This is a genomic window from Weissella soli, assembly GCF_001761545.1.
Taxonomy (GTDB): Bacteria; Bacillota; Bacilli; order Lactobacillales; family Lactobacillaceae; genus Weissella; species Weissella soli.
On sequence record NZ_CP017326.1, the window covers coordinates 1,549,108 to 1,574,134 of the forward strand.

Sequence of the window (25,027 nt, forward strand, 5' to 3'; positions counted from 1 at the left end):
TCGCGCATCCATCACGCAACATCTCTCACCAAACGATGTCTCTCTTGAGCGTTGTAGAAGCGGTACTCTTCTGTTCTTTTTGTTTATGAGAACTATATTAAATTGTGATTAGGATTTTGTCAACTAGATTGATGCTTTTAAACATGCACAAATTTAGCATGTGATTTCCGCTCTTCCCCCGTTGGTATTACCTGCCAGTCACCATATAGCTGAGTTAAATATTTTTCATAATCGGCTGGGACTTTAACTTGTGTGTCCTCAAATGGCATGAACACCGTATGATCAAATGTTGTTGTCGGAAAAATTTCGCGCATCCCATTTATTCCCTGCACAACATACAAACTGCGTGCAGTTGACCTGCGATGATACTTAGCATTAGTATGCTTGGCTAAACTACTTTGCCGGCGTGCCCATTGATTAGTTGTATGTATCTTTGCTAATAGAATAAACAACCACTTCAAATACCAATATGGTTCTTCACGTCGAATAGCTAACCGACGCGTACTATTACGCATCAAATCTAGATACTTCATTTGTCCATACTTCACTCGTTGACCGAACTTGCTTGTTGGCAGCGCATCAATGGGGAAAATATCGATGTAAATACCGTTATTAACCTTTGCCCACTCAGTCACTGCCATAGTGTGTGTGTTCGCTACCCGAGCATATGAGTAATACCAGTTGTCAGTATGTTCTAGGCTAAGCAGCTCCCACGCTTCTGATCCCGGTCTATAATGTTTCACAAAGAATTCATAGTCGTCGCGTGCTAACGCAATATCTGCGTCATCATCCCAAGGAATGAATCCCTGATGCCGGACCGCACCCAGGGCCGTACCACCAGTAACCACATAATTAATGTGTTGTTCATCAAAAAATCGAATCACGTCTTTCATGATATTCAGCATTTCCGCTTGAATATCAGTTAGTGAAATAAATTCTGTCGCTTGTTCTTCAATTGCCGTCATCGTTTTATACACCATTAAATTCCAAAATAAAATGTGTTCCTACTAAATATCTTAGCAGAAACACATTTCAATACATACGTAAATCTGACATATTCACGTAAACGATTCAATTGATTTAGTCCAAAGTGGCCGCTAAATCCTTAATATATTGCTTCAAAGCATCCTTTGTTTGTGGGTGCTCCAAACCAAATTCAATATTGGTCATCAAAAAACCAATCTTTGAACCGACATCAAATCGCTTACCCTTGAATTCATGGGCATAGACGTGTTGCCGTTGATTCAATGAATCAATCGCATCCGTTAATTGAATTTCATTACCCTTACCAGGAGCTGTGTGCTCTAGTTCTTCGAAAATCTCTGGCGTTAGCAAGTAACGACCAATGATTGCCAAATCAGAAGGAGCATCTTCTGGTTTAGGCTTTTCAACGAATGAGGTCACTTTGAAGAGGCCATCGCTGACTTCAGCTTCAGGGTTGATTACCCCATATTCAGAGACTTGCTCATGCGGTACCCGCATAACAGCCAATGTTGAATCACCCGTTTGCTCGTAACGATCAATCAATTGCTTGGTCAAAGGTACTTCGTCAGTCATCAAATCATCACCTAACATGACCACGAAAGGTTCGTCACCGATAAAGGCTTTAGCAGTCAATACGGCGTCACCCAAACCACGTGGGTGTGATTGACGAATGAAGTACAAGTTGATATCCGTTGTTTCTTCAACAATCTTCAACAACTCGTCCTTTCCCTTTTCTTTCAAGTTGTTTTCCAACTCAGGATTTGAATCAAAGTGATCTTCAATTGAACGCTTTGACTTACCATCCACGATCACGATGTCTTCGATACCTGAGGCCAACGCTTCTTCAATGATAAATTGAATCGTTGGCTTATCAACAATCGGCAACATTTCCTTAGCTAATGCCTTAGTAACAGGCAAAAAACGTGTCCCCAACCCTGCAGCTGGGATAACAGCTTTACGTACTTTTTTCGTAACTAATTTTTCTCTTAAACTCACTTCATTATTTTTTCTACATAGTTAATTATTATTAGGATTAATCAATTCATTAATATAATCCATAGGGATATCTATAGGAGAATCTATTTTGTAAAGATACCGCTTTGGAGATGACTTCCAACTTGACGCAGATAAAACTCTATAATGATTTATCGAGAAATTGGTAGCTATCTTTACATTAGTATATCTATCTAATATAAATGCAGATCCTACATTATTGAGTATTTTTCTTGAGGTTGTAATCCATTTATATGGTGCATGAACCCCAAGCTGGACATCTCGTGGTGTGCGCGTTAAATCAACAATATATTTACGTGCTCCAAAATTTTTTAAATTAACGTTAACATCATTAATAGGATATTTATATGGAGTATTATTGATGTTGTTATATTTAAAATCATATACACGCAATTCATTAAGTGGTTTCTTGATATTTTTTTCATCAAAAATGGGCAGTACATTATACCCCAGAAGAGTTAATTCTGCTGATTCCGAGGAAAGTACTGAATCAATGATACCATTACCTTTTTCTAGAGGAAATATATATTCATCTGTATCAACATGAGTAAAGGTTTTCGCTTGTGGTAAGAAGCGTTGATGTGCCATTTCCAAAGCTGTATATTGTCCGTAATCAGAATCGTAGATAGGTACACCAGGTTTTGCTACCGGACCAAATTTAACTGTATAAGGTACAATAATTAATTTTTTGAGTTTTGGAATGTCTGCCAGACAAGTTGACATTTCTGTAATCATATACTTCGATGAATTATTATCAAATAGAATTAACGCATCAAATTTATCTACCCGTACATGGTATTCTACCCAGTCATGTAACCATGTGAGTTCTGTATCCTTAGTCATTGATCCAAAAACATTATGACCTCGCAATAATTCAAAATCTTTCGTATCGACTTCAAATTTACCCCTTGCATTTCCAAGCTCAAAATCAACAACAGCTTTATTTTGGGCCCTCAACGCATTACCATACTCATCTGAAAGTTTATAATAAACATTTGTAACCCTGGAGTGTTCAACAAACTCTGGTGATCCATTTATTAATTGACCATTAATTTCAATTTTTGCAAGATTCCAAATATTATATTCTCCATATAAAGGTGGCGAAACAAATGCAAGATAATTATCATCAGTAATCATTACATCATAAAATATTGAGTGCAGATCGTACTTTTCTAAGTAATCTTCTTGTTGATCTTTAGGCTGACGGGGTATTTTTCTTTCAAAGTCATTTGAAACTAACGGATGAATATTCTTTATAAATATCTCGGTCATCGTTTTACCTCTTTACTAGTGAGCGTATTCTTGAACACTGTTGGTTTAATAATATTGTCAGATACCGCCTTTTCTAAATTATATGCAAATACCTCAACAGGCATATTAACATCATAATTTGGAATTTCAGCTATCGAGTACTGCCACCACTTTAATTGAACTAATTTTTCAATTACTTTTTCAGGAAAACGATACTTAATTACTCGTGCGGGAACTCCTCCAACTATGGCATATGGTGGTACATCTTTCGTAACCGTCGCATTGGCAGCAACAACAGCTCCATCACCAACCGTGATGCCTGTTGAGACGAAGCTAACCCCTTCTCCAATCCAAACATCATTACCGATGATAACTGGCTGATAATTTCCCATGTCAAATTTATCGATTTGTGAAATAATACCGAAGTCTTTAAAATACTCATTAATATGTGTATTGTGACGCTCATATATAATGTTTGATGTAGTGAACTTTGTAACATCATGGTTCATTCCTAACACATGCACATTATTTGCAATTGATGAATATCGTCCAACGATTGTATTTATTGGTAGAGGACTTCTAACCATACTTAACATTCCAAGAGAATGAAGATTCTTATTTGAATAAAATTGCGCATATGGTTCAATGCTTGCATCTACATGAATTTTATATTCACTACCTTCAACCGGCGTAAATACTTTAAATTGTCTGAATAATTCCATGTTTTCTGAATTCATACGAAACTTCACATTAGCAAATGAATCAATGTCAGTTTTAATATTCTTATCTACAAATGAAACCATTATCTTCTTCCTATTCTAGCTATTACAGTATTTATACCCCATTGTTCATTAGCATTTCTACCAAATTTATATGTGAGTTTTTGAAGAACTGTATCTTTGAGTATTTGATTGATCCATTCGTTTGACTTATTTTCAAAGAAAGAGGCTTGGATTCTATGAGATTCAGTCGCAGAGAATCCTCGTGAATCTATCCAAATTTTTCCCATTTCTGAATTTATCTGGATCATAAAATTCCACAAAGCATGAAACATATAGTAATAAGCGAATTCATCATGTGTCTGGATATACAACACAAGAGCCTCATAAATCATATTTACAAACTGGCGTCCTGAATTATCGCCAATACCAATAAACCAATTGGAAATTCCTCGTGATTTTAGTACATTCCCATAACGTGGCGTTAGTACATGATTATTATCCAGAAGTGCATCCACTTTTTCCTCAAAATTATCACCCACAAACACTGTTGCGTCAATCCAAATACCACCATATTTAGCCAGTAACGCCACTCTTAGGATATCTGTCCAATGTGCAACATGATTCGGCAATAGTTTTTCAACCTCTTCAGGTAAATCAACATAATAACGATAATTTTCTTGTGTTAATACATGTATTGTATGTTTTGATATTTGTTGTTTCAACCTATTCACTGAAGTTTTTACAATTTCAGGTGCGTTTTCAATGCCTTGGGCCCAAAAAATGAAAATGGGTTTTTGTAATTCAGCTTCCCCTAATTGCATATTAGAAATTTTAGAATTTTGAATAATGGTCTTATTATTAGCAATCAACCATTTAAGTAATTCATAGCGGGCTGGCAACCACGTAATGTGTTCACGTGAAAATTCTTCCCTATCAATACCGAACACCGGAAATTCTGTCTCGCTTGAATTTCGAATACGTTTTGTCACTTCCCCCATCTTCTTCTCTTTATGAAGAATCATTGTATCAATGACAAATTGATTACTACTAACAATATCCAATTTATTAGTCAATACAAAACCAGCATCAAATAAAATTCGTTGAATCTTTTCTGGATATTGAGAAACCATACTCTCTTTTACTCGAATCTCATCACTCGAGAATTCGAGTAAATTTCCTAAAGTTGAATTTATTAAAGGATGTAAATCAAAGTATCCATCGAGGATACCTATGTTTTTAACAAATAGTTTCCCACTATCAGATAACCCTTTAAAGGCTACTCGCAATAAAACTGATTGCCAATCCGGTGATGGTTTAACCGGAATAGTAATAAATTTTCTCATACGTGCATTATTCGGCAGAACAACTTTAAACTGGTTCCACTGCTTTTCACCATTTTTTAAGATAGGCGTAACAGAAACAACAATTTCCGACCCACTTTTATTTACAATTTTTTCTTCTAATGATAACTCAGCTACTAACGTAAAAGATTTCGTGATATCCATTACGGACTCTGTATCCGATCGCCCTCCAGGAAAAATTGAGGCGTCTGCATTATCATTTGAAACAGATTCCATAACCAATCCACCATGATATTCGCTTACCTCTACACGCGACGACAGCATCGTGAGATCAAAGCCTATCAAACCCTCAATATTGGTTGTATGTGCTAAATTGATCTTTTTAATTTTTAAAGGAATTTGGTACATATGCATTCTCCCTAGCCCCATCAAAGATGGCTTTACCTTCTGACAACTATGTACGTTGGCATACCGCCAACAATTTAAAGCATTACAAGATTAATAATTTTGAAATCCAGTAATCTGCGCTAACTTTATCCAATGCTGAGACTTTCGAAACATTAATATTTCCTAGTGATCGTTGAATTTCGATTTCTTTAAGCTGTTGTAAAACACTCAATTCTTGATCATTGATACTATACCCACTCACATATTTCATTAGCAATAGGAACTCAGCTTCTGAAGATACGATTGGTCCTACGCGATAAAAATTCCGAGTATCATCAGGTAATTTTGAGAATAATAAATTATCTGCTTGAGAATAATCACCATAATGCATCAGTACCAATGGGTGTTGGTTAACTCGAGTGATTTCTTCAAGAATCTTACTAGTATTCTTTCTAAATTGGTCCGTAGAAACTAGTTGAACGTCTACTTTGGTAGCTTCAGTTTTAAATTCATCTGTAAATAAAAGATTTTGAACATGATTCATGTCAATGTGATCAGAAATAAATGAACTATCATTAGCTTCATATTCATCCAAATGGTTCAAATAGTAAACTAACTGTCGTTCATTGTCCGCAATCCATGGCATTTCAGAAAAGATTTCAGGGTAAAATCCTTGTTCTGAAACATATTCATCCTTGTCATACATCCAAGATATAACCGGTTTCTTCGTTAAGTAGAAATCAAACATGATACTTGAATAATCACTAATCAAAACATCCGTAACTGATAAGATCTCAGCAGCATCTAGATATTCTGGGATGAAGAGTCCCACATCAACTCCCGAACGGATCAGATCCTTATACGCATTTGCATGAACTTTTAATACGAGTTGATAATCTGCAGGAAGATTTTCTTTGATCAATTGATATTGTTTAATAAAATCTGCCGTTGCATTTTTAACCTGCTTATTATCGCCCCGCCACGTTGGTGCGTAAAGAGCAATTTTCTTTGTTGTATCAATTGGAACTTCTTTGGCTAATACATCCAACAAATAATTTTCTTGCTTCGCATTCAATACACGTTCCCAACGGGGATATGCAGCGATAACACGATTCACATTTTGAATATCTTTCAAATCAAGGGTATCCATGACTTTTGTCTCTGTGTAAAGGTTAGGATTCAAAAAGGTTGTTGCTTGGGCAAGCGACCGAATCACGTTGCGGTTAGCTCCACGTGTAGTCTTCATGTCACGACCCAAAGCCTTCAACGGCACACCGTGCCATAACTGAATAACACGTTGTCCCTCTCTACGTGCAAAATATGACATCATAGAGGTGTTCACAATAATATGCTTAGCAACAGCTAAGAAATGCCTGTATGCATCACTGTTATGCTGTACAAAAACAACATTTGGATACGCAATATATCGTGCCATTTGAGGTGTTAACTTAAGTGACTTTACCGCCCATACATGCAGATACTTTTGTTCAAGATCATTTTCAAGTATATGCTTAAAGACCGCATATGGATTATCTGTCATACCTGAACCAAAGAATGATTCATACAGGATAACATCATCTTCAATAGGTAGGAATTGACGAAAGTATGCATAATTATTGGTCTGTTTTTTAGTATTCGAATCTCGATACTTCTTTTTCCATTCATGAAGAATAGAATCTGAAATATTTTCAAAACTATGCACTTGTGCTTGAATAAACAGGGGGTGATTTTTGCGTGTTGTATCTGCAACAAATTTAAAGGTAGTATTTTCTAACTGCATAGGTGTCTGTCTACCCAGACGAACAATACTATTCCAAACTTTATTAAACACACCATCATACACTACAAAATTTAATTCTTTAGTTTCATTACCGGTAAAGTTCAGAGACTTCGGAATTCTAATTGTAGCCTGATACTGGTGATTAAGTTGTTCAATGTTTCCCACAGGTAATACTGCTTCAATAGTCTGCCCATCCTGTATTTGTACGTTAAGCTGGCGCAAAATCACGTCAGAATCCTCAAAAACCATCCTAATAACAGACTCTGGTACAAGAACCACCAAATCAACAGTATTCTCGGCTTCCAAAAATTCAGAAACTAACACTGGTCGATAATCAAAGTCGATCACTGTTTGTCCCAAATTATTTGTAACCACACTTATTGCTTGGTAATTATATTCAGAATATGTATTACCAATCGAAGTGGAAATTCCTATTTCTTTCGTTGAATTTATTTCTTCTAATCTAAACTGTTTAGTTGCGGGGCTATTGAATTTCACTTTATAAATTGCTAACGAGAATTGTGTATCAGAAATCTTGCCAAATTGATACTCGTTATTATTATCCATATTGTGCAGAATCAACCCACTAACTGGATTATCCAGAGTAACAATAAGTTCATGATTGTTAACATTCAATTTTTCAATGTTAGTTGTTGTTACATAATCAAATGCGATCAGAGCAAAATTGGTAGTTTCACCTAGTCCAATGCGATGCCCATTCTGCCTGATAGTCTGCCGATCAAATGCAGCTCGGTAACGGTTAACGATTTCTAAATTCGCTTCAACTCCTGCTACCCTAACCTGTACAGAAACTAATTGTGTATCACTCTCACCCAATGCACGGGTGATTGCCTCTGGAGTAACATAAAAAATAAGTTTTGTCTTAATATCCTCAATGGTTTCAGCTATTAATTGGCCTTCCGCAATTATTTGATTGTTAACAGTTAAAGCAACACTCATATCTTGGAATGTGTGTTCTAATCGGCCATTAACACTAATATTACTCTCAACCGTAAGTTGAATTAACTTGTCATCATGACGTTCTGCAGAAATTACACTTAGCCATCCGGTAATATCACCCGGTTTCAAATGATAATCTTCAAGATGTGCCACTTTTGAATATTGACTGGTTACAACAGTGCCATCAATGATTTCAGGATAGAAGACATCATTTTTCAGATCATTCTCTAACTCTGTCAAACTACGCCAATCACCCTGAGATGCTAGATGTAAGCGCAACGTATCGAGGTATGACATTTGATTAATAGCTTGTTTGTCAAATGTTTCTAAGAACCACTTCGCAGTAGACTGCAAGGAACGTTTGTACTCCCCACTAAGTTTCTGTTGAAGTTTAATATACATAGGGTAATCCATCGTCAAAACTTTAGTTTGATATTCTAACAAAGCTACCGGGTTACTCTTAGTGCCTTCAAGTGCCGCTTGAATAGCCACCAAACGATCATTCCAATTTGATATTTCAGTACGACGTTGCGTAATAGATGGCTTATTAGGATTACTACGAATACGCCAAAGATATACAGTACCTGGATATACATCAATTGAATTAGCCTTTGAAAAGGCTGGAACCGTTACTGGAATATCTTCATATAACATTGTTGGAAAGTGGAATCCTAATGCTGTGAACCAACTGCGCTTGTATAGCTTGTTCCAGGCAGTTGTGTCATAAACTAAAATTGGCGTCTCGGCTAAACTAGTCTGCTTAATCTCATGGGTAAAAATTTTACGATAAACACCCGAGATAATCTCTTTTCCATTTTTATACTGCTTAACACCACCGGTAATAATATCAGAACCCGTTTTTAATACCCGATCCAACATTTCTCGATATCCATTTTCAATTATGATATCATCTCCATCAGCAAAATTGATGTATTTACCTTTTGCATTGGCAAGACCCGTATTACGTGCCTCGCCTAACCCAGCATTTTCCTGATCAATCAATCGGAAATTGTCATACTGATCTTGGTAAGCTACCGCAATTTCTCGTGAACGATCATTTGAACCATCGTTAATCATCAATATTTCATGCTCCGTCAGCGCAAGTCCCTGATGAGTCAATGATTCCAAGAGTTCTTCAAGATAATCTTCCACATTATAAAATGTAACTATCGTCGTTAGATTAAGTTCTTCAGCTTTTTCAAAGCTAAACACTTCCATATTTTTTAAAACATAAATTACATGATCACGCTTATTGTCATCTACATTATTGGATACAACACTATAATTATTGTTACCTTGAACCTTGATATATAACGTATACTTTGTTCGTTTTAGGATGTTTTTTAAATCAAAAACCAGATAATTATCATTTATTTCATTCGCTGTTTGAAAATTTATACCATCAAAAATAATAGCATCTTCAATCGGCAACATACTATTCAAAGTAAAGCGAGTTGCCGTTTCGTCACTTATAACCTTGGTAACAGAAACCAAATCACTTAGTTTACTATCACTTGTTCTAATGGCGAGTGGAGTACTAGATATATCCACAATTAACCGGCCGGTGTATGTATACATAATGCTGAGATGACGACCATTCTCCAGCTTTACTTCTTCAGAGCTTAAATAATTTGATAACTTCTTTTTTTGTGGATTTTGGATACGATAATCAACACCGTCGCTAGTACGGACATATAGATTGTAACGTCCATTTTCTTGCAATTCGGTCAGTTTAGAGAAATCAATTTGAATGCCATTTTGAATTTTTTCAAAGGGTAATTCAATGTCTTGTAACGTTTTACGATTTACTAAATCCACGCTCAAAATAGAATTAAAAGCTCCGTTTATACGAATTTCATCATTAGATACTTCGATTTCATCTGTAATCTGTATGGTCGTTCGTAAATTTTCTACCTTAACTCCAATTGACTTGCCCCAAGTTGCAACAATCACTTCATAGCTTTTTTGGTTATCATATTCTCCAACAACTGCAATTTGCTTAATGGAAGGAAACTTGAGCTTGCTCTTTTCAAAAAGAATAAATTCATTATCTTCATTGAAAAAGCCAAATTCATAATATCCTTCCGGCGTGTTACGATTCACAAGCTTTTGTTTCAAGTCTTCAAGAAATAGCTGTCCATCACGCAATCGTATAATTTCAAACGAATTGTCACTTAACGAATGAATTGCAATTTCATTAAATATTCCAAAATATATTGATTCACCATCAATTTTCTTTACATCAATAGCTTGCGTATTAAAAACAGCCGTTTGTGCATTGTTTTCGACAACACTTGTGACTTGTAAGGCAACGGACCCATTTTGGGAAATTTTGATTGTAGCCTTATTGACAAGTGTTGATGTCAAATCCACTTTCAGAAAAATTTCGGTTTCTAAATTTCCTTTTTCTAGAACTAGAGTGCTTACTTTATCATTTACAAGCCCATAAATATTAAAAGTGCCTTTTTGTTTAACAGTCTCAAGAATTTCTCTTAGATCTAGTACATACTTATGTCCATGTTTATTCACTGGTATCTCTACCACATTATCAACTATGTTCATTTGAAATTTTGTAATTTCAGTTTTGGAATTAAAAAGTAAATGATTATCCAAAACAACCATGTCTGAAATACTAATGCCCGATTTCTGTACACTATCTTTTTTCTTAAATATACCCATCCCGGCCTCCAAAACCACAACTTGATTACACAACTTATTTTTAAAAATGACCCACACCACTAGTTTTGGTGTGAGATCATACTGAATGACTACTCTTTTAATTTTTCATCACGAATAAATGACACTAAAGCATCCCCTAATCGTCCATGTACTTCTTTTGTAAAATGATCACGATCATCGACATATTCTTCAATGGTTTCACCAATACCATATTCACGCATGTCGAAGATATGTACACCTTCTTGTTTATATACCTCAATGTAGGCATTAACCATATCACCATATGAAAAGCCATTGGGTCCCAGCATATCCCAAGCATCTTTGCCCTTACGGAAGGCCTTTGTTTCTAATACGCCAATGATCTCGCTTTTTTTATTGATTCGGCGAATCTTGTTGATGTTCTCTGATAGCTCGTGCTTTACTTCATCAAGCGTATGCGTAGTGTTGTCGGTATTATACTGCTTCCAGTCATTATTTCCGTAGGCAATCACGATTAATGAAGATTTCACAATATCTCTTTTATGATGATCAATTACATTACTAAAGGTATATACCCAGCCACGTTGCTTATCTAAATCATGTCGACCTTTAAACTGACCAACACCAGTTTCCGCTAAGTTCTTATATGCATAAACACCTAGTTTATACGCTGCTTGACGCGCATAAACTAGGTCTCGGTATGGAGTTTCCCCACGAACTAATTCTTGTCCTGCAACAATGCTATCACCAAAAACTAGCATACGTTCATGGTTCATTAGTCTACTTAACAAACCACGTCCATTAGGGTATTCCCAAACTCTTATCGGGGTAAGTGCCACTGCAGATCTCCCTTCCAAATTATCGCTCATCTTAAACCATGTAGATATTGGTTTGACTACTCGCCGTTTCAAATAGAATATCAAAATCCCGATTATAATTGATGATGATAGTATCCTCATCAATTTCTGGTAAAATCCATTGCATATACAAATCCATTTCGCTATTTACAACTTCCAATCCCCACTTTGTGAATTGGTATGATTCACGTAAACCTTTTGAATCATATTGGACCTTCATAAACGTTTGCAATTCAGAGTCCAAATAGTCATCATATTCTGGATGCCGCGTCGTCGTACTAAAATGACGAAGTACTTGGATATTGCCGTCTTGATTAACTAATGCACGCATAATGGGATGATTCTGCCCAGGATTAGCATAATCAACAGATTGAATCGTTTGACCATTCTTGGCATGATTAATAGCCACACGGATGCTCCCATCGATTTCCATCAAAGTTTTATTACCAGCTTTATTTTGACGTACTGACTTTGAATTGGTCCCAAGAAAATTATTTGTAAAGCCGTTCACATTGCCAACCTTGTCTGAGACAAAGTATTGATCTAAATAAACAGACTTAATTGAAACTGGGTAAGTAAAGTCCTGTTTAAATGTTTCATATTGGCGCTTCAACTCAGCATAGTTCGGATGATAACGACTATCCAAGATTTCAACCGTGAAACTGGGTGTTTGATCAGAAGGATAGCGCATTTCTAAACGATGTAAATGCGTCAACAACGTGTCTTTAAAGGCCTCATTTAATTGATTAATTATTACTACTACTTTTCTCATGTTGAAGTCCATCCTACCTTATTTGTTCAAATAAATGATGAAAGATGAGTCTGGGTCTTTAACCCCCTTAACAAACGGTGTGACCCGCCATCCTTCAGAAATCTTATGAACTTCATATGATCTAGATGTATTACCCGAAGTCTTTAAAGCTAACACTAATAATCCACTTTTGCGACTTGTGAAGCGGTTATCCACGATTACCGCGCTGGCTGTTTTAGTCAGAAACCGTGTCTTCGTAATAGTTAATTGTGACCATGCGCCGACACCAGTAGTCTGATAGGTGCCGTTTGGAATAATTGTAGTGTTGTCTGAATAACCAAAAACGTGACTGCGTTCAGAAAATGCCCCGATTACGATGCCAATGAAAAGGATGGCCACGATTTGTAATATTCCAATTGATTTTTTCATATTTATCTATCCTTTATACCAAATCCATAAAACGATTACGGAAGCGAATGTGAATATGTGCGCCACCAATTAACATCATGAGCGTAATGCCCCAGAATACTGATGCGTGCGTGCTATCTTGCCAAAACCAAACCGGATTTTCGAGCATAGTTTCACGGAATCCTTGAATGACATAATAAAGTGGATTCAATTTCATAACAGCTGACAGAATATAGGGGAACATTGGCGAGTCAACGGAAATAATAACACCCGAGACCCACATTCCAACCCGTAATGCGGCATTATAAGCATTATAAAAGTCAGGAATCAAAACGGTAACCGTTGAAGTAACCAATGATAGGGCGTATAAGAAAACCACCATCGCTACGAAATAATACCCAAATTGCAGCCAGTACATGCTTGGACGTACATCCATAAACAACATCCCGGCTAATACTAACGATAACATCGTAAAGTAACGGCGAAATTCACCAACAATTGAGATCATTGGAATAGCTGACAACGAAAAATTCATGCGCGAAAGCATGGCCACCTGACTTTGAATGCTCTTTGCCGACTTTAACATAGCTGTTTGCATGAAGAAAAATGTCACCATACCAACCGTAATCCATGTCACGTAACCAATCAGTCCAGAAGCATGCTCATTAGATTGATCGCCACCACGCACCGCAAACATTAGCACCATAATTCCAATTTGTAAGAGTGGGTCTGCAAAATGCCAAAAATCACCAAGATAATTGTTAGCATATATCTGACTATTGTCATATTTAGCAATTCGATAGACGACGCGCCAACTTCCGATCAATTCTTTAATTATTTGTATCACATCTCGCATGACGATTACCTCTCAACTGGCAAAATCAAAATTTGACCAGGACTAACTTCGTCGGTCTGCATATGATTTGCCCCCATAATTGCGTCAATTGAAATATTGACCTTCTTTGATATTTGCGCCAATGTCTCGTTACTACCTACCTTATATTGATTAACCGTCTTTTTAGCCGTAATCGCCGGTTTATCTGGTTTATTAGCGACATTGATACGGCCCATCTTGATATCTAATTCTTGCAGTTTTGATGGTGCATAGTTTGTAATTAAGCTGGTTGGGTTTGCCATCACCTGTTTAGATGTTAAGTCCAAGATGGACATATCCATTTGCAACAATACAAAGGCCCCAATAACTATCAAGATGATGCGTGTGAACCATGACATCCGCTCATCGGGTTCTTTAAAATAAATGTTCTCTTTCAACTCATGATCGTCAGCATTAATGTCCAGTAAAAAGTTGCGATTACGTTCACGAGTAATTAGCTTTTTTAAGCTAAAAGCCTTTTGCGCGTCTTTGTAGCGCTTTTGATAAGCTAAACGCTCACTGTCTGACAACTGATTAAAGCGTTTTAAGAAAGCATTGTACATAGGCAGGACTTCATCGGCTGGTCCATCCATTCGAATTTGACCGTAGTGCATCCATATCACACGCTCAGCCATTTTCTTGACCTGACCAGCGGAATGTGAAACGAAGAAGATTGTCTTCCCTTCTTCCTTAAACCGCTGCGTACGCTCCATTGATTTTTCTGTAAAGGTTGGGTCACCCACTGATAAGGCCTCATCAATGATGATAATGTCTGCATCAGAATATACTGAAATGGCAAAGCCTAACTTGGACCGCATCCCGGAAGAATATGACTTCACAGGTTGGTCAATAAAGTCCCCTAATTCAGAAAATTCAATAATGTCGTCCATTTTCTCATCAATTTCTTTTTCGGTCATCCCTTGCATTAAGGATTTTAAACGAATGTTAGCTCGTCCTGTCAAACGTGGCCGGAGTCCCGAACCAATGGCAATCATTGACGTTGTACCATACGTTTTCATTTCACCTGTCGTTGGTGGGATCAATCCTGCTACCATTTCAAGTAACGTTGATTTACCAGAACCATTTGTCCCAATAATTCCAATAGTTTCACCAGCATGTGCCTCGAAGGAAACACCCTTAACCGACCAAAAATGCGGAATGCCCTTACTCCAGAATTTAAAAATTGATTTTACTTTGTCTGACTGCTTCTCAGCCAAATCATACTGTTTAGTAACATATTTGGCTGAAACAGTAATTTTATTGTTATCTATTTCAGTAGCCACGACTTATTCACCACTTCCTGTTGATGTAGCTTGATCAGCACTCCCAGTATCAGTAGATCCCACATCACCTGACACAGCTCCTGTTGTGGTGTCACTAGTTACAGTAGTGTCAGCCGTTGAGCTTGTAGTACCATCCGTTACCGTAGTATCTCCAGTGTAGGTAGGAGTTGTGGAATAGTATGTGGAATCCGTAGCATAGTAGCTAGAGTCCGTCGTCTCAGCTACCGTTGAATCGGAATAAACGTATGCGGAATCACTAGTTGAATCCACTATAACTTCAGAAGATAGTTCAGTATCATTAACCGTGGTAGTTGCGTTTGTCAATTTTTTATTTTTGTCTTTACTGATCACAATTGTTTTCTTGACAACCATTTCGCCACGTGTTGCCACAATCGTATACTTACCTGCCACGACAAAAGTAAGTTGTAGTGTTTGCTCACTATCTGTCGCTGGATATGTTATATCCTGTACCAATTTTTTAGCTTCAGAAACCTTCACCGTAGTATTCTTTGAAACGGTAACATTTACCACATATTTCCCACCAGACAAGACACCATCTTTTTTATCGAGATGAATCAATTCTGCCTCACGAATTTGAGCTTGCCGTTGTTCCGCCTGTTGTCGCGCAACAGTCGCGTGGGTTTGCTGCTCGTGATATAACATTGCCGCCGCGAGCACAATAAATAAAATTCCTAATTCAATAACAGTTTTTCCAGTCTTTTTTGACCGTTCGATATGCTTTCTATAAGCCGTAATTTCTATAATAATTCCTAATAGTAAAACGGCTATAGATAGGATTAAAATGATGATATAAGCCATCTTGGTTACTCCATAATCATAAAATTGCCCAATATACTCAACATTATAACTTTTTTATGTTACAAATTAACGAAAATCCTTCTCTAAAGTGACCCTTTTAAACCAAAAATAAGGAATTAACATTCATGAATGTTAATTCCTTATTTTTCAAAATCTATCTTACTTAGAAATCAAAATTTGATTATTTGTATTCCCGAGGATGTAGGTCGTATTCCCAAAAAAGGCTAATTGCTCTGTCTCCATCTTTGAGTTCAACTTAACACTCTGAATGTTGATATTAGCTGGTTGTGTGATGGGATTACCCGCCGCATCTCCATAAGCTACCTTATTATACTTACCTAAGAGGTTGTTACCTGCTGTAACATAGGCAGATAGATTGTAACTTACCCATGCATCATTTGAAGTAATATACAACTTACCATCCCACGGATTATAAGTAATTGATTGAACAGGATCACTTCCCTTACCAGCATCCCCCAACATTCCTTGCATCACCAATGGTACTTGGGTAATGACTAAACGACCACTAACGACCTTAACTTGATATAACGTATAGCCCCACCAAGCCTTCTGGTTGCCATTTGACTGTGAGTAAGGAATGACAAAGTAACCAGTATTGGCAGAAACCAACGTAAAGTTTTTTGGCATTGTTGTAATGCCTGATGCGACTGTGCGACCATCATTTTTGAAGAATTGCCCTGTTCCCAATGAAGAAGCCGTCAAAACGACACGTGGATTTCCATCCCAGGCCGATGTCGTTGCTTGATATGGTGAACTGGTAGTTTTAGCGGTTGCATACTTAAATTGCAACTTAAACATCGTTTGTGCTGATGACGTCCCGCTCAAAATATATGGTGTATTCCCCCACACAGCAAATGTTGAGCCATGTTGAGCAGGAATAAGCTTGCTTAAGGCCATATTCCCACTATCCAAAGCCGTTGCCACTGCTGACTTGTCTAACCAAATCGGTGTGATTTTACCATCTACCTTAGTATTACCCGACTTTTCCGACAAGTACTTAGCGTACGCGGCTGAAATCCGTAACACAAAAGCACCACCATTAGAGGTGTTACTATCGTTATCAAACTCTACGTACACGGTACCATCATTAGCAAGCTGCATACCTTGTTGTGAATCTAAATTATACGTTTGTCCTTGCCAGGTTAATGAAATGCCCGCTTGGGGCATACGAAACTTAGATGCGAAACCGACATTACTTCTGCGATTCGTAACGCCATTCGAAGAGACTACGTTCCACAGCCAAGAAGTAGTTTGAGTTTGACCCTTCAACGTCGCTTGCACTATTGATGATGTTGGCTTAAAAGTGAATAGATTACCAAACGGATATGTTTCTTGACTACGAGCTTTTAACTGCGTTGTCACCACCGAATTAGCTGTAGGTGCACTGACGGCAGCTGGCAATTGTGATGATGTCACAGAAGTAGTGTTACGTCGCTTACCTTGGAACTCTTTGCTTGTTTGCTTAGCCGCAGCTTGTTTGTTAGCTGGATCGGATGGATCGAAATACTTCACACCATCAATGACACGATCATAAACGGAATAATCGCCCTTATTACTACCAGTATTATCAGTGACGTATACCCAAGTATACAAGCCTGTTCGCAAATGGTGATTCAACTTAACCCTAAAATTACCACTCTTATCTGCCTTAGTTGCACCAATAACCATACGCTTGCCATTAACGTCCAATGCGTTATATGAGACTGAAGCATACGGCTCCGTCTTACCATAATAATATTGATCACTTGATGTGACAGCGTTCCCGCCTGTAATAGTCGGACCTGATGTTGCTGCATCAGCCGTGCTACCGATAGCGAGTGCGATCAGCACACCTACGCTTGCTAATACCCATTTCATATTCATAACATGCTCCTTGATAGATAAAAACCTACGCTGTTACAATAATTTTATAACAAAATCATTCACAGCGCTGGTATTATATCTATTTGTGTCAAATTCCTCAAAGTACATGACATGTTCAATCGAAAAATTGAGTGCATCGGCTAAGGCGTTCGCGTCGACTCCATTGGAGATGTACGCAAATTTTTGATTACCAACAACACCAATGTTAGCCTTAATATTCGAGGCAATTACGATGGCTGATTGTTCCAGTGCTTCAAGTAGGACCATGGGTTGTCCTTCATAATATGACGGATGTACAAAGAAATCAGTTGCTGCCAAATACTCTTTCGTATTAGTAACATAGCCCACTAAATGAACATTCGCTTTTAAATCGAGCATGCGAATTAACTCTGTAAGTGCTTTACGCATAGCGCCATCACCTAAAATGTAGAGATGCGCATTTCCATAACGCTCCACTACTGCCTTAAACGCCAAAATTAAGTTAGTATGATTCTTTTCTGGCGAAAGTCGCCCCATTGCCACAAAATTAATATGATTTGGTTCCAATTCAACATGGGTTTCATTATCCACTACTTGAAATACTTCGACATCCGTTGCTTTGATAAAGTATGTTCTGCCATTAAAGACAATTTCATACCAAACGATACCTTTTGTTAGCACGTAAGAAGTTTGCACAAAAACGTTTTCCAAAACTTGCCGATCTACCAACGTACCATCAATCTGATCGAATAGATTAACACTAATCTCATCGTCAATGTAATATCTTCCTTGATGTTCTCGTTTTTTAATCACCTGTGCATTATCGTTAACATGGACAGTTGCCGGCACTTGAGTTTTGACTTCAGTCATGTCAATTGCAAATTCAGCTTGTAACTCGGCGAGATAATTTTCTACATCTTGTTTAGTTGTTGATGCTACTTCGATAGTACGTGGATAGAGAACTTCTGAGCCTAATTTTGCCATTGTGTCTTCTAGCTTTTTTTGCTGTTCAAGGATTTGTTGAGATTCATCGGTAACCCACTCAACCTGTTCCTCGTCTAAATGATAAATTACATCCAACCAGATACTATTAGTAAAGTCCCGCACCCGTGCCAACTTAATTTGTTGTTTATCATCTCTAAATGACTGGCCAAAATATCTTGTGTTGATCATCAAAATATCTGATGAAGCAACGATTACCTGACGACCCGTTCTTTTTGATTCAAGTAAGAAACTTTGCTGACCGATAAATGGTAGTCGTTCATCAATTTTGTGAGCTTGCCAGTCATCATTTTCTTGTGAATACTGATTGATAGCGACGGAATTTCCTTGCAAATCCGTTCCAGCCACTACACCGTTTAGCCAAATAATATTACGCCAAGTAGAACGATTGATATACTCTGTGATATCAAATTCTACGTTACGAAAAGCCGTTCTCAATAACACCGGCGTAAATTCACGACTATTTGCCCATACATGTTTAGTCTCTGCGCTGAGGATTTCGTAGAATTCTCCAGCACCGGTGATTGACCGATTATAAACATACGTTAATGGCAACATTGACCGATGTGCCTTTTGAGATCGACGTCCTAATCCTAATGGTTCTTTATACGTATCAATCGATGGATCAGTCCACATCACGGCATGCACAGGCTCATAAGTTGTTTCAATTTTTTTAGTGGTAACTGCGTTGTAGAATCGTTGAAAAAGCGATAACTTACGTCCCTTTAATAATTTTACTGATTTGGCATTCAACCAAGCTGACTTGACATTAGGTAAATCTAATCGATAGTAAGTTCCGTCAGTATTTTGCACAATTTGTATAATTTTTACAAATGAATTATTCAGCAACCGTCCTCGGCTCACCGCCACTTCTTCAGAATCCATGCCATATGGAGCTGCCAAAATACGCCGTTTATTAGGCTTAACCCAACCAACCAAACTTGTTGTCTGGTCACTAATCAAATGAACATGTTCGACAAGGAAAACATTATCATTTATAGCCCAAATACTTGGCAACCCATCAACTATCAACTTATAATACGTTTGTTCTTGAACAGTAATCTCAGCTACTGCTTGAATATTATCGGTGACTACCGCAAACTTGGCTATTTTATCGACCTGTCCAATTTCATCTAAACGAGCATAGCCAACAAGCATATCTCCATTGAGGTATACGTCAGAATTAAGTTGTTTAATGGCCGTATTTGATTGTTCACTGTTCGCAGAGCCTTCACTGATATTCATTGAGTTTCGCACAAACGTTTGTGACCCAGGATTCAAATACTTTGCTAACTTCACCTCATTAATCTGACTCAAAGCCTCTGAAACTGAAACTACTCTGTCAAAATAACGATAAATACTAAATAAAGCCAACAACGCATGCTTATTAGCTTGTTTACCTTTAACCACTTTATGCGCATCAGTCCACAGATCATTATGTTGATAGACTGATTTTTTTTCTGCATCAGAGAAAGCCAAGAGCTTTGCTCCATTATACGAATATCCTGAAAAATCAATCACTGCCCGATAGTGAACATGGCCGGTCAAACGATATAACTCTCGCCGATAGCCCTTCACTGGTAACAACCACTTGTTCCAAAACTGTAGACCAAACCGCGTGATGAGCGTATCACCAAAAAACTCTTTAGTCGTAAGAGCTGCTCGGCCAAAGCGATAAACTAATCGTGCTCGTTCATCTAACTGATTTACATTAGCTACCTTTTCTGCTGCGGTGCTGTCCCAGGTCATGATGCTCAAATCATATTTTTCATAATCAAAATTACGCGATAAGTTAATCATACTTTGCGTAATACCGTTATTCACCATACCACCAGTAAAAATCAAAACCTTTGGTTTGTCGTGTGGTAACGCTAATTCATGGCCAAGCGTAATTGCAGTGGTGTTACCCTCAAAAATACGCGCCACAATGCGTTCGGTGACATGGCCATCATCATATGCAACCATTCGTTGTGCCAGTGCATCATACTCAGGCTGATTATGTGAATACTCAGCAATCGCTTTTCCGATATCATGAATATCTTCCATCACTGGCGCTGGTAACTCAGAATCCTCTAAGTACATACCTCGATACAGGTCATACTGTTCTTTATCCCAGGCATAAAAGAAAATTGGTCGTCCAGTAACCAAAAAGTCAAAGAAAATGCTTGAATAATCTGTAATGAGATAATCCGTTACCGATAAAACGCGATTAGCATCATATTGATCGGGAATTAAAATATCAACTAAATTCTGTTCCTGTTTCGCCATACTATATGCATATGGGTGCACCTTAACCAAGACTTGTTTATCGGGATTCATAGCTTGTATGACGTTTACTTCTGCAACAATTTGTTGCATACTACCACTTGGATTAGTGATTGATGTCCCTTTCCAAGTCGGTGTGTATAGCACAATTGGCTTGCCATTCAACTGCACACCGTCAACCACTAATTGCCTTAAGATTGTTTCATCTCGATGTTGCAAAACGTCATTACGTGGATAGCCTGTTTCTAGAATTTTCCCCTCATAAAGACCATTTAACTTGTAACGATCTGCGAAAATATGAGTCGTATGTTCATTTGGCGAAAGAAGATAATCTGTCATTAAAAAATTACGTTGTACATTTTTTAATGATGTCTTACTTCCAGGAATGTCATAACCCATGTACTTCAACGGCGTGCCATGCCAAGTATTAATGTACGTTTGACCGGGACGCTTAGCATAAAATGATTGAAAAGTTGAATTGGTAATCACGTACTCAGCTTCAAGTAACCATTTCATGTACTCAATCGTGTCACGACGAACAATTTCAATCCGATCACGGAATTCCAATGGTACATTGACCAATGCTTCTTGTTCAGAGACTGCATCCTTGAGCACCCAAACGTGCCGCCAGTTGTGATATTTTTCGTTTTTTACTAACTCTAAAAATATGTATAATGGACTGTCAGTGATTGACTGCCCATCGCGGGTCTCATAGAGAATGGTTTGTGATTGAATCTTAGAATTATCAAAATTGAAAAAATAATAGCTCAATATCGGCCGCCGGGCGCTATAGTACTGTGGCAGATATTTACGTGAGGCACGTGCTATTGCATTCACCCCATTCATCAATTTTTGTTTAACACCCATCTTATAATTCCCTACTTAACCTATGTTTTTTGGCAACTTGCCACTTTTAAAAAACCATTCAATCAATGGTTTGCAATAAGATTTTATTTATGATAAATTCGCGTGTCTTATCTCGCAGTTCCACTGGCAAATATTCATCCCGTGTTGCTTTAATTACCCGCTTTAAATTCGGCTTATTTTCTAATAACTCATCAAATTCAAATTCCGAGTGAGCAACAGGAAATCCTAGAGCCTCTGGTGAAAGGTATAATCCCCTACGCTGTTGATACTCTGTTATATCTGGCTCAAAGAAATATATTGGTTTGTTGAACGGCAAGAATTCGAAAATTGCGGAAGAGTAATCGGTCACCAAAATATCAGCGATCCAAAACAATTTATACAGGGATTCTTTGTTGACAGTAGTCACATTTTTATAGTTTTGCCCTAACTTGAAATAGTGTCCACGATATAATACATTATAGTGATTTGTCAGATGCTTGAAGTAGGCTTCCGAAAAACCAGTTGCCATTGCCGGCGTGTACTCCCTGAAAGTCGGTACATATAAAATTGTTGGTTTGTGCGGATCGAGCTGCAATGTTTCTCTATATTTATCTAAGTTATGCTTTCGACGTTCAATAACATCAAATCGTAAACTTCCTGTTTGTACAAATTGTTTCGTTTTTGGAAAAACAGTTTTGAAAATTCCTTCGTCGTACGTATTATGCGTAAAAAAATAATCAAATTCGACATTCTTATACCAAGATTTAACCAAACGGGACAACCCTTTTTCGTGAGGTCCCAATTTTTTGAGCGGAATGCCATGCCAGAACTGAATATATATGTTGTTAGGATGTTTGAAAGCTAACAAACGATCTATCGAGCTATTTGCAACCCAGTACTTTGAACGTACCAAGTGATAAAAATATGAAATTTTATTAGCACTTATTTTATTCTCTGCCGGGATACTTGGCACTTTGTCTGGTTCGTTCAGTGCCCAAATTAATTTATAATCAGTAAATCTTGGATCTTGTGATAGCTGCAGATAAAGTTCTTTTGGAGAATCTGAATATTGTCGACCACTATATGAAACAAACAATATTTGCTTTTGATTCACTGGGAATAGCAACTGTAGAATTTTGACGTAAAGTACCGCGACAAAATGATACCATTCACCAAGATGGGTCGAATTTTTAATTCGATTTTTCCATACTTGGTTTAGCCCTTTTAATAATTTCATTTAGCCTACTACCGTTTCATAATTAAGATTACTTTTCAATCACGGATTCGTGTTCAGTAATCAAGTTACCACCTGTCAAATCCTTCTTAATTTGAGTAGTAGAAATCTCAGGTGTACGACCAAGATATACGACTTCAGCATCTGTCTCATCTTCAAGATAGTCAAATTGCCCCTTCCAATCATCGCCCATGACGAAGGTATCAACTTTATACAATTTAATGTCAGAAACCTTTTGACCCCATCCTTCTTCAGGGATGACTAAATCAACATAGCGCAATGCTTCAAGCAATTGCTTGCGTTGTTCATAAGTAAAGTAGGTTTTCTTATTTTTTGAATCCCAGTTGAATTCGTCCGTTGATAACGCAACAATGAGATAGTCTCCCATTTCCTTTGCACGGCGCAACAGATTAATATGTCCGTAATGCAACATATCAAAGGTACCGTATGTAATTACTCGCTTCATAATTTATTTCTCCAATTAACCCAATTTTTTTATTCAACACATTCTTATATTTTATCAAAAACAGTTTACAAATCCGTTACTGTTCATGTTTAATTCTAGATTGACGCCACCTGATAGGGATTATGCGCATAACAATCTTTGGCATCAATGTTACACTTCAAAAATCTTTTATTTTCTGATGCTACTTATACTCATCTAAAGCTGAAACGTCAGCTGACTTATCACTGTTGTAGTCACCACCTGAGATACCTGTGAACTCTTCGAGTGTTGCGACACCCCATTTATGCATTTCTGTAGCATACTTCACTCCAATATAGCGTAGATGCCACTGTTCCTGATCATAACCCGTAATTGACGCTTTGCCCTTTGGGTATCGGATAATCAACCCATACTTATAGGCATGATTCTTCAACCAGTTATACATCGTTGTACTTGTAGGTAGATCACCATCTTCACCGACTAGATCAAACGCCATGCCTGATTGATGCTCTGAATAACCTGGCCGTGCTGAATACTTGTCAGCCCATGATTGACCGTGTTGCGTCACGTAGCCGTCATATAAGGATTGTTGATAACTATAGTACCGAAAACTAGATACATTTGAAGCTATCGGGAACCCGGCCTGTTGCATCGCTAAGATCAATTTACTTTTTGCTTCATTTGCAGCCGTCATCAAACCACCACCATCCGGGTTATTACCCGTAACAGCGCCATTATAAGGATTATAATCGCTGGGTAAAGGGTGCTTCTTGTTCACTACTATTAGTAGTTTAGCAGCCTCAGTTCCTGTTTTGATCTTAATCGGATACTTCTTCTGGGCTGATGTTTCACGTGAAACACTTTGTTTTACTTTGCTGACTGTCTTTTTAATGTCTTGTTTTGTGGCTGAATGCTGATTTAAGGCAACATATCCGCCCGCTGCAATTATCAAAAGCGCAGCTAAAATTCCCAAACCTTTTTTCATGTTTCCGTCCTGTCTGTCTTAGTCTTTTTCTATTATACGATGTGACCAGACGTTCGCAGCATAACCTGGCCTATTTCTTAAGCAAATAATGTTGTTTAACCAATAACGACATATTTAATTAAGTCAACCCACGCAAAAAAACAGACAACCATCACTGGTTGCCTGCTAACTGTGCATCGCGACGTCCTATCCTCGCAGGAAGCGATCCTCCAACTACTTTCGGCGCTACTGAGCTTAACTGCTGTGTTCGGTATGGGAACAGGTGTGACCTCAGTGCCATCATCACGACACGGTATTTAATTAGTGAGAGTTTAGTTCTCTCAAAACTGAATCATATC

At 37.7% G+C, this 25,027-nt stretch carries 17 protein-coding genes, 1 rRNA gene and 1 other annotated feature (1 of these 19 cut by a window edge); all 18 genes read right to left on the reverse strand.

Annotated elements, in window-relative coordinates:
• Window positions 1-87, reverse strand: a binding site (T-box leader) (it extends 162 nt beyond the left edge of the window).
• Between the two features lie 50 nt (window positions 88-137).
• Window positions 138-965 (reverse strand): LicD family protein, encoded by an 828-nt coding sequence (locus WSWS_RS07505; RefSeq protein ID WP_164699459.1) that lies wholly within the window; start codon window positions 963-965, stop codon window positions 138-140.
• A 115-nt stretch (window positions 966-1,080) separates the two neighbouring features.
• Window positions 1,081-1,980 (reverse strand): UTP--glucose-1-phosphate uridylyltransferase GalU, encoded by a 900-nt coding sequence (gene galU, locus WSWS_RS07510; protein ID WP_070230680.1) that lies wholly within the window; start codon window positions 1,978-1,980, stop codon window positions 1,081-1,083.
• Window positions 1,981-2,001: 21 nt separating this feature from the next.
• Complete coding sequence (locus WSWS_RS07515) at window positions 2,002-3,270, reverse strand: hypothetical protein (RefSeq protein ID WP_070230681.1); 1,269 nt, start codon at window positions 3,268-3,270, stop codon at window positions 2,002-2,004.
• Window positions 3,267-4,052: a CatB-related O-acetyltransferase gene (locus WSWS_RS07520; protein WP_070230682.1), complete on the reverse strand. Its 786-nt coding sequence runs from the start codon at window positions 4,050-4,052 to the stop codon at window positions 3,267-3,269. Before WSWS_RS07520 ends, WSWS_RS07515 begins: the two co-directional genes overlap by 4 nt.
• A complete protein-coding gene (locus WSWS_RS07525; protein ID WP_070230683.1) occupies window positions 4,052-5,680 on the reverse strand; it encodes a capsular polysaccharide synthesis protein in 1,629 nt (542 codons plus the stop codon). The genes WSWS_RS07520 and WSWS_RS07525 overlap by 1 nt, the downstream gene beginning before the upstream one ends.
• Window positions 5,681-5,762: 82 nt before the next feature.
• On the reverse strand, window positions 5,763-11,078 hold the full coding sequence (locus WSWS_RS07530) for a CDP-glycerol glycerophosphotransferase family protein (protein WP_070230684.1): 5,316 nt from the start codon (window positions 11,076-11,078) through the stop codon (window positions 5,763-5,765).
• Between the two features lie 89 nt (window positions 11,079-11,167).
• Window positions 11,168-11,833 carry an SGNH/GDSL hydrolase family protein gene (locus tag WSWS_RS07535; protein ID WP_070230685.1) on the reverse strand — a complete coding sequence of 222 codons (666 nt, stop codon included), beginning with the start codon at window positions 11,831-11,833 and terminating at the stop codon, window positions 11,168-11,170.
• A gap of 94 nt (window positions 11,834-11,927) precedes the next feature.
• A complete protein-coding gene (locus WSWS_RS07540) occupies window positions 11,928-12,686 on the reverse strand; it encodes a hypothetical protein (protein WP_123773685.1) in 759 nt (252 codons plus the stop codon).
• An 18-nt stretch (window positions 12,687-12,704) separates the two neighbouring features.
• Window positions 12,705-13,094, reverse strand: a complete 390-nt coding sequence (locus WSWS_RS07545; protein WP_070230687.1) for a hypothetical protein — start codon at window positions 13,092-13,094, stop codon at window positions 12,705-12,707.
• A 13-nt stretch (window positions 13,095-13,107) separates the two neighbouring features.
• Window positions 13,108-13,929, reverse strand: a complete 822-nt coding sequence (locus WSWS_RS07550; RefSeq protein ID WP_070230688.1) for an ABC transporter permease — start codon at window positions 13,927-13,929, stop codon at window positions 13,108-13,110.
• A 5-nt stretch (window positions 13,930-13,934) separates the two neighbouring features.
• Window positions 13,935-15,230, reverse strand: a complete 1,296-nt coding sequence (locus tag WSWS_RS07555) for an ATP-binding cassette domain-containing protein (RefSeq protein ID WP_237342585.1) — start codon at window positions 15,228-15,230, stop codon at window positions 13,935-13,937.
• A 3-nt stretch (window positions 15,231-15,233) separates the two neighbouring features.
• Window positions 15,234-16,049, reverse strand: a complete 816-nt coding sequence (locus WSWS_RS07560; protein WP_070230689.1) for a hypothetical protein — start codon at window positions 16,047-16,049, stop codon at window positions 15,234-15,236.
• A 159-nt stretch (window positions 16,050-16,208) separates the two neighbouring features.
• The gene (locus tag WSWS_RS07565) at window positions 16,209-17,933 is read right to left on the reverse strand and encodes a hypothetical protein (RefSeq protein ID WP_070230690.1); all 1,725 of its coding nucleotides are present in this window, start codon (window positions 17,931-17,933) and stop codon (window positions 16,209-16,211) included.
• A 33-nt stretch (window positions 17,934-17,966) separates the two neighbouring features.
• Window positions 17,967-22,046: a CDP-glycerol glycerophosphotransferase family protein gene (locus tag WSWS_RS07570; RefSeq protein ID WP_070230691.1), complete on the reverse strand. Its 4,080-nt coding sequence runs from the start codon at window positions 22,044-22,046 to the stop codon at window positions 17,967-17,969.
• 58 nt (window positions 22,047-22,104) lie between these two features.
• Window positions 22,105-23,262 (reverse strand): CDP-glycerol glycerophosphotransferase family protein, encoded by a 1,158-nt coding sequence (locus tag WSWS_RS07575; RefSeq protein ID WP_070230692.1) that lies wholly within the window; start codon window positions 23,260-23,262, stop codon window positions 22,105-22,107.
• Window positions 23,263-23,290: 28 nt separating this feature from the next.
• On the reverse strand, window positions 23,291-23,725 hold the full coding sequence (gene tagD, locus WSWS_RS07580) for a glycerol-3-phosphate cytidylyltransferase (RefSeq protein ID WP_070230693.1): 435 nt from the start codon (window positions 23,723-23,725) through the stop codon (window positions 23,291-23,293).
• Between the two features lie 181 nt (window positions 23,726-23,906).
• Window positions 23,907-24,689, reverse strand: coding sequence for a M15 family metallopeptidase (locus WSWS_RS07585; RefSeq protein ID WP_070230694.1), 783 nt, complete (start codon window positions 24,687-24,689; stop codon window positions 23,907-23,909).
• A 173-nt stretch (window positions 24,690-24,862) separates the two neighbouring features.
• Window positions 24,863-24,979, reverse strand: a 5S ribosomal RNA gene (gene rrf / locus WSWS_RS07590).
• Between the last annotated feature and the right edge of the window lie 48 nt (window positions 24,980-25,027).

Bases quoted from the DNA above. Each gene is read 5' to 3' on its own strand.
- WSWS_RS07505 (WP_164699459.1), bottom strand. From the start codon at position 965: ATGACGGCAATTGAAGAACAAGCGACAGAATTTATTTCACTAACTGAT.
- WSWS_RS07515 (WP_070230681.1), bottom strand. From the start codon at position 3,270: ATGACCGAGATATTTATAAAGAATATTCATCCGTTAGTTTCAAATGAC.
- WSWS_RS07520 (WP_070230682.1), bottom strand. From the start codon at position 4,052: ATGGTTTCATTTGTAGATAAGAATATTAAAACTGACATTGATTCATTT.
- WSWS_RS07525 (WP_070230683.1), bottom strand. From the start codon at position 5,680: ATGTACCAAATTCCTTTAAAAATTAAAAAGATCAATTTAGCACATACA.
- WSWS_RS07530 (WP_070230684.1), bottom strand. From the start codon at position 11,078: ATGGGTATATTTAAGAAAAAAGATAGTGTACAGAAATCGGGCATTAGT.
- WSWS_RS07535 (WP_070230685.1), bottom strand. From the start codon at position 11,833: ATGAACCATGAACGTATGCTAGTTTTTGGTGATAGCATTGTTGCAGGA.
- WSWS_RS07540 (WP_123773685.1), bottom strand. From the start codon at position 12,686: ATGAGAAAAGTAGTAGTAATAATTAATCAATTAAATGAGGCCTTTAAA.
- WSWS_RS07545 (WP_070230687.1), bottom strand. From the start codon at position 13,094: ATGAAAAAATCAATTGGAATATTACAAATCGTGGCCATCCTTTTCATT.
- WSWS_RS07550 (WP_070230688.1), bottom strand. From the start codon at position 13,929: ATGCGAGATGTGATACAAATAATTAAAGAATTGATCGGAAGTTGGCGC.
- WSWS_RS07560 (WP_070230689.1), bottom strand. From the start codon at position 16,049: ATGGCTTATATCATCATTTTAATCCTATCTATAGCCGTTTTACTATTA.
- WSWS_RS07565 (WP_070230690.1), bottom strand. From the start codon at position 17,933: ATGAATATGAAATGGGTATTAGCAAGCGTAGGTGTGCTGATCGCACTC.
- WSWS_RS07570 (WP_070230691.1), bottom strand. From the start codon at position 22,046: ATGGGTGTTAAACAAAAATTGATGAATGGGGTGAATGCAATAGCACGT.
- WSWS_RS07575 (WP_070230692.1), bottom strand. From the start codon at position 23,262: ATGAAATTATTAAAAGGGCTAAACCAAGTATGGAAAAATCGAATTAAA.
- tagD (WP_070230693.1), bottom strand. From the start codon at position 23,725: ATGAAGCGAGTAATTACATACGGTACCTTTGATATGTTGCATTACGGA.
- WSWS_RS07585 (WP_070230694.1), bottom strand. From the start codon at position 24,689: ATGAAAAAAGGTTTGGGAATTTTAGCTGCGCTTTTGATAATTGCAGCG.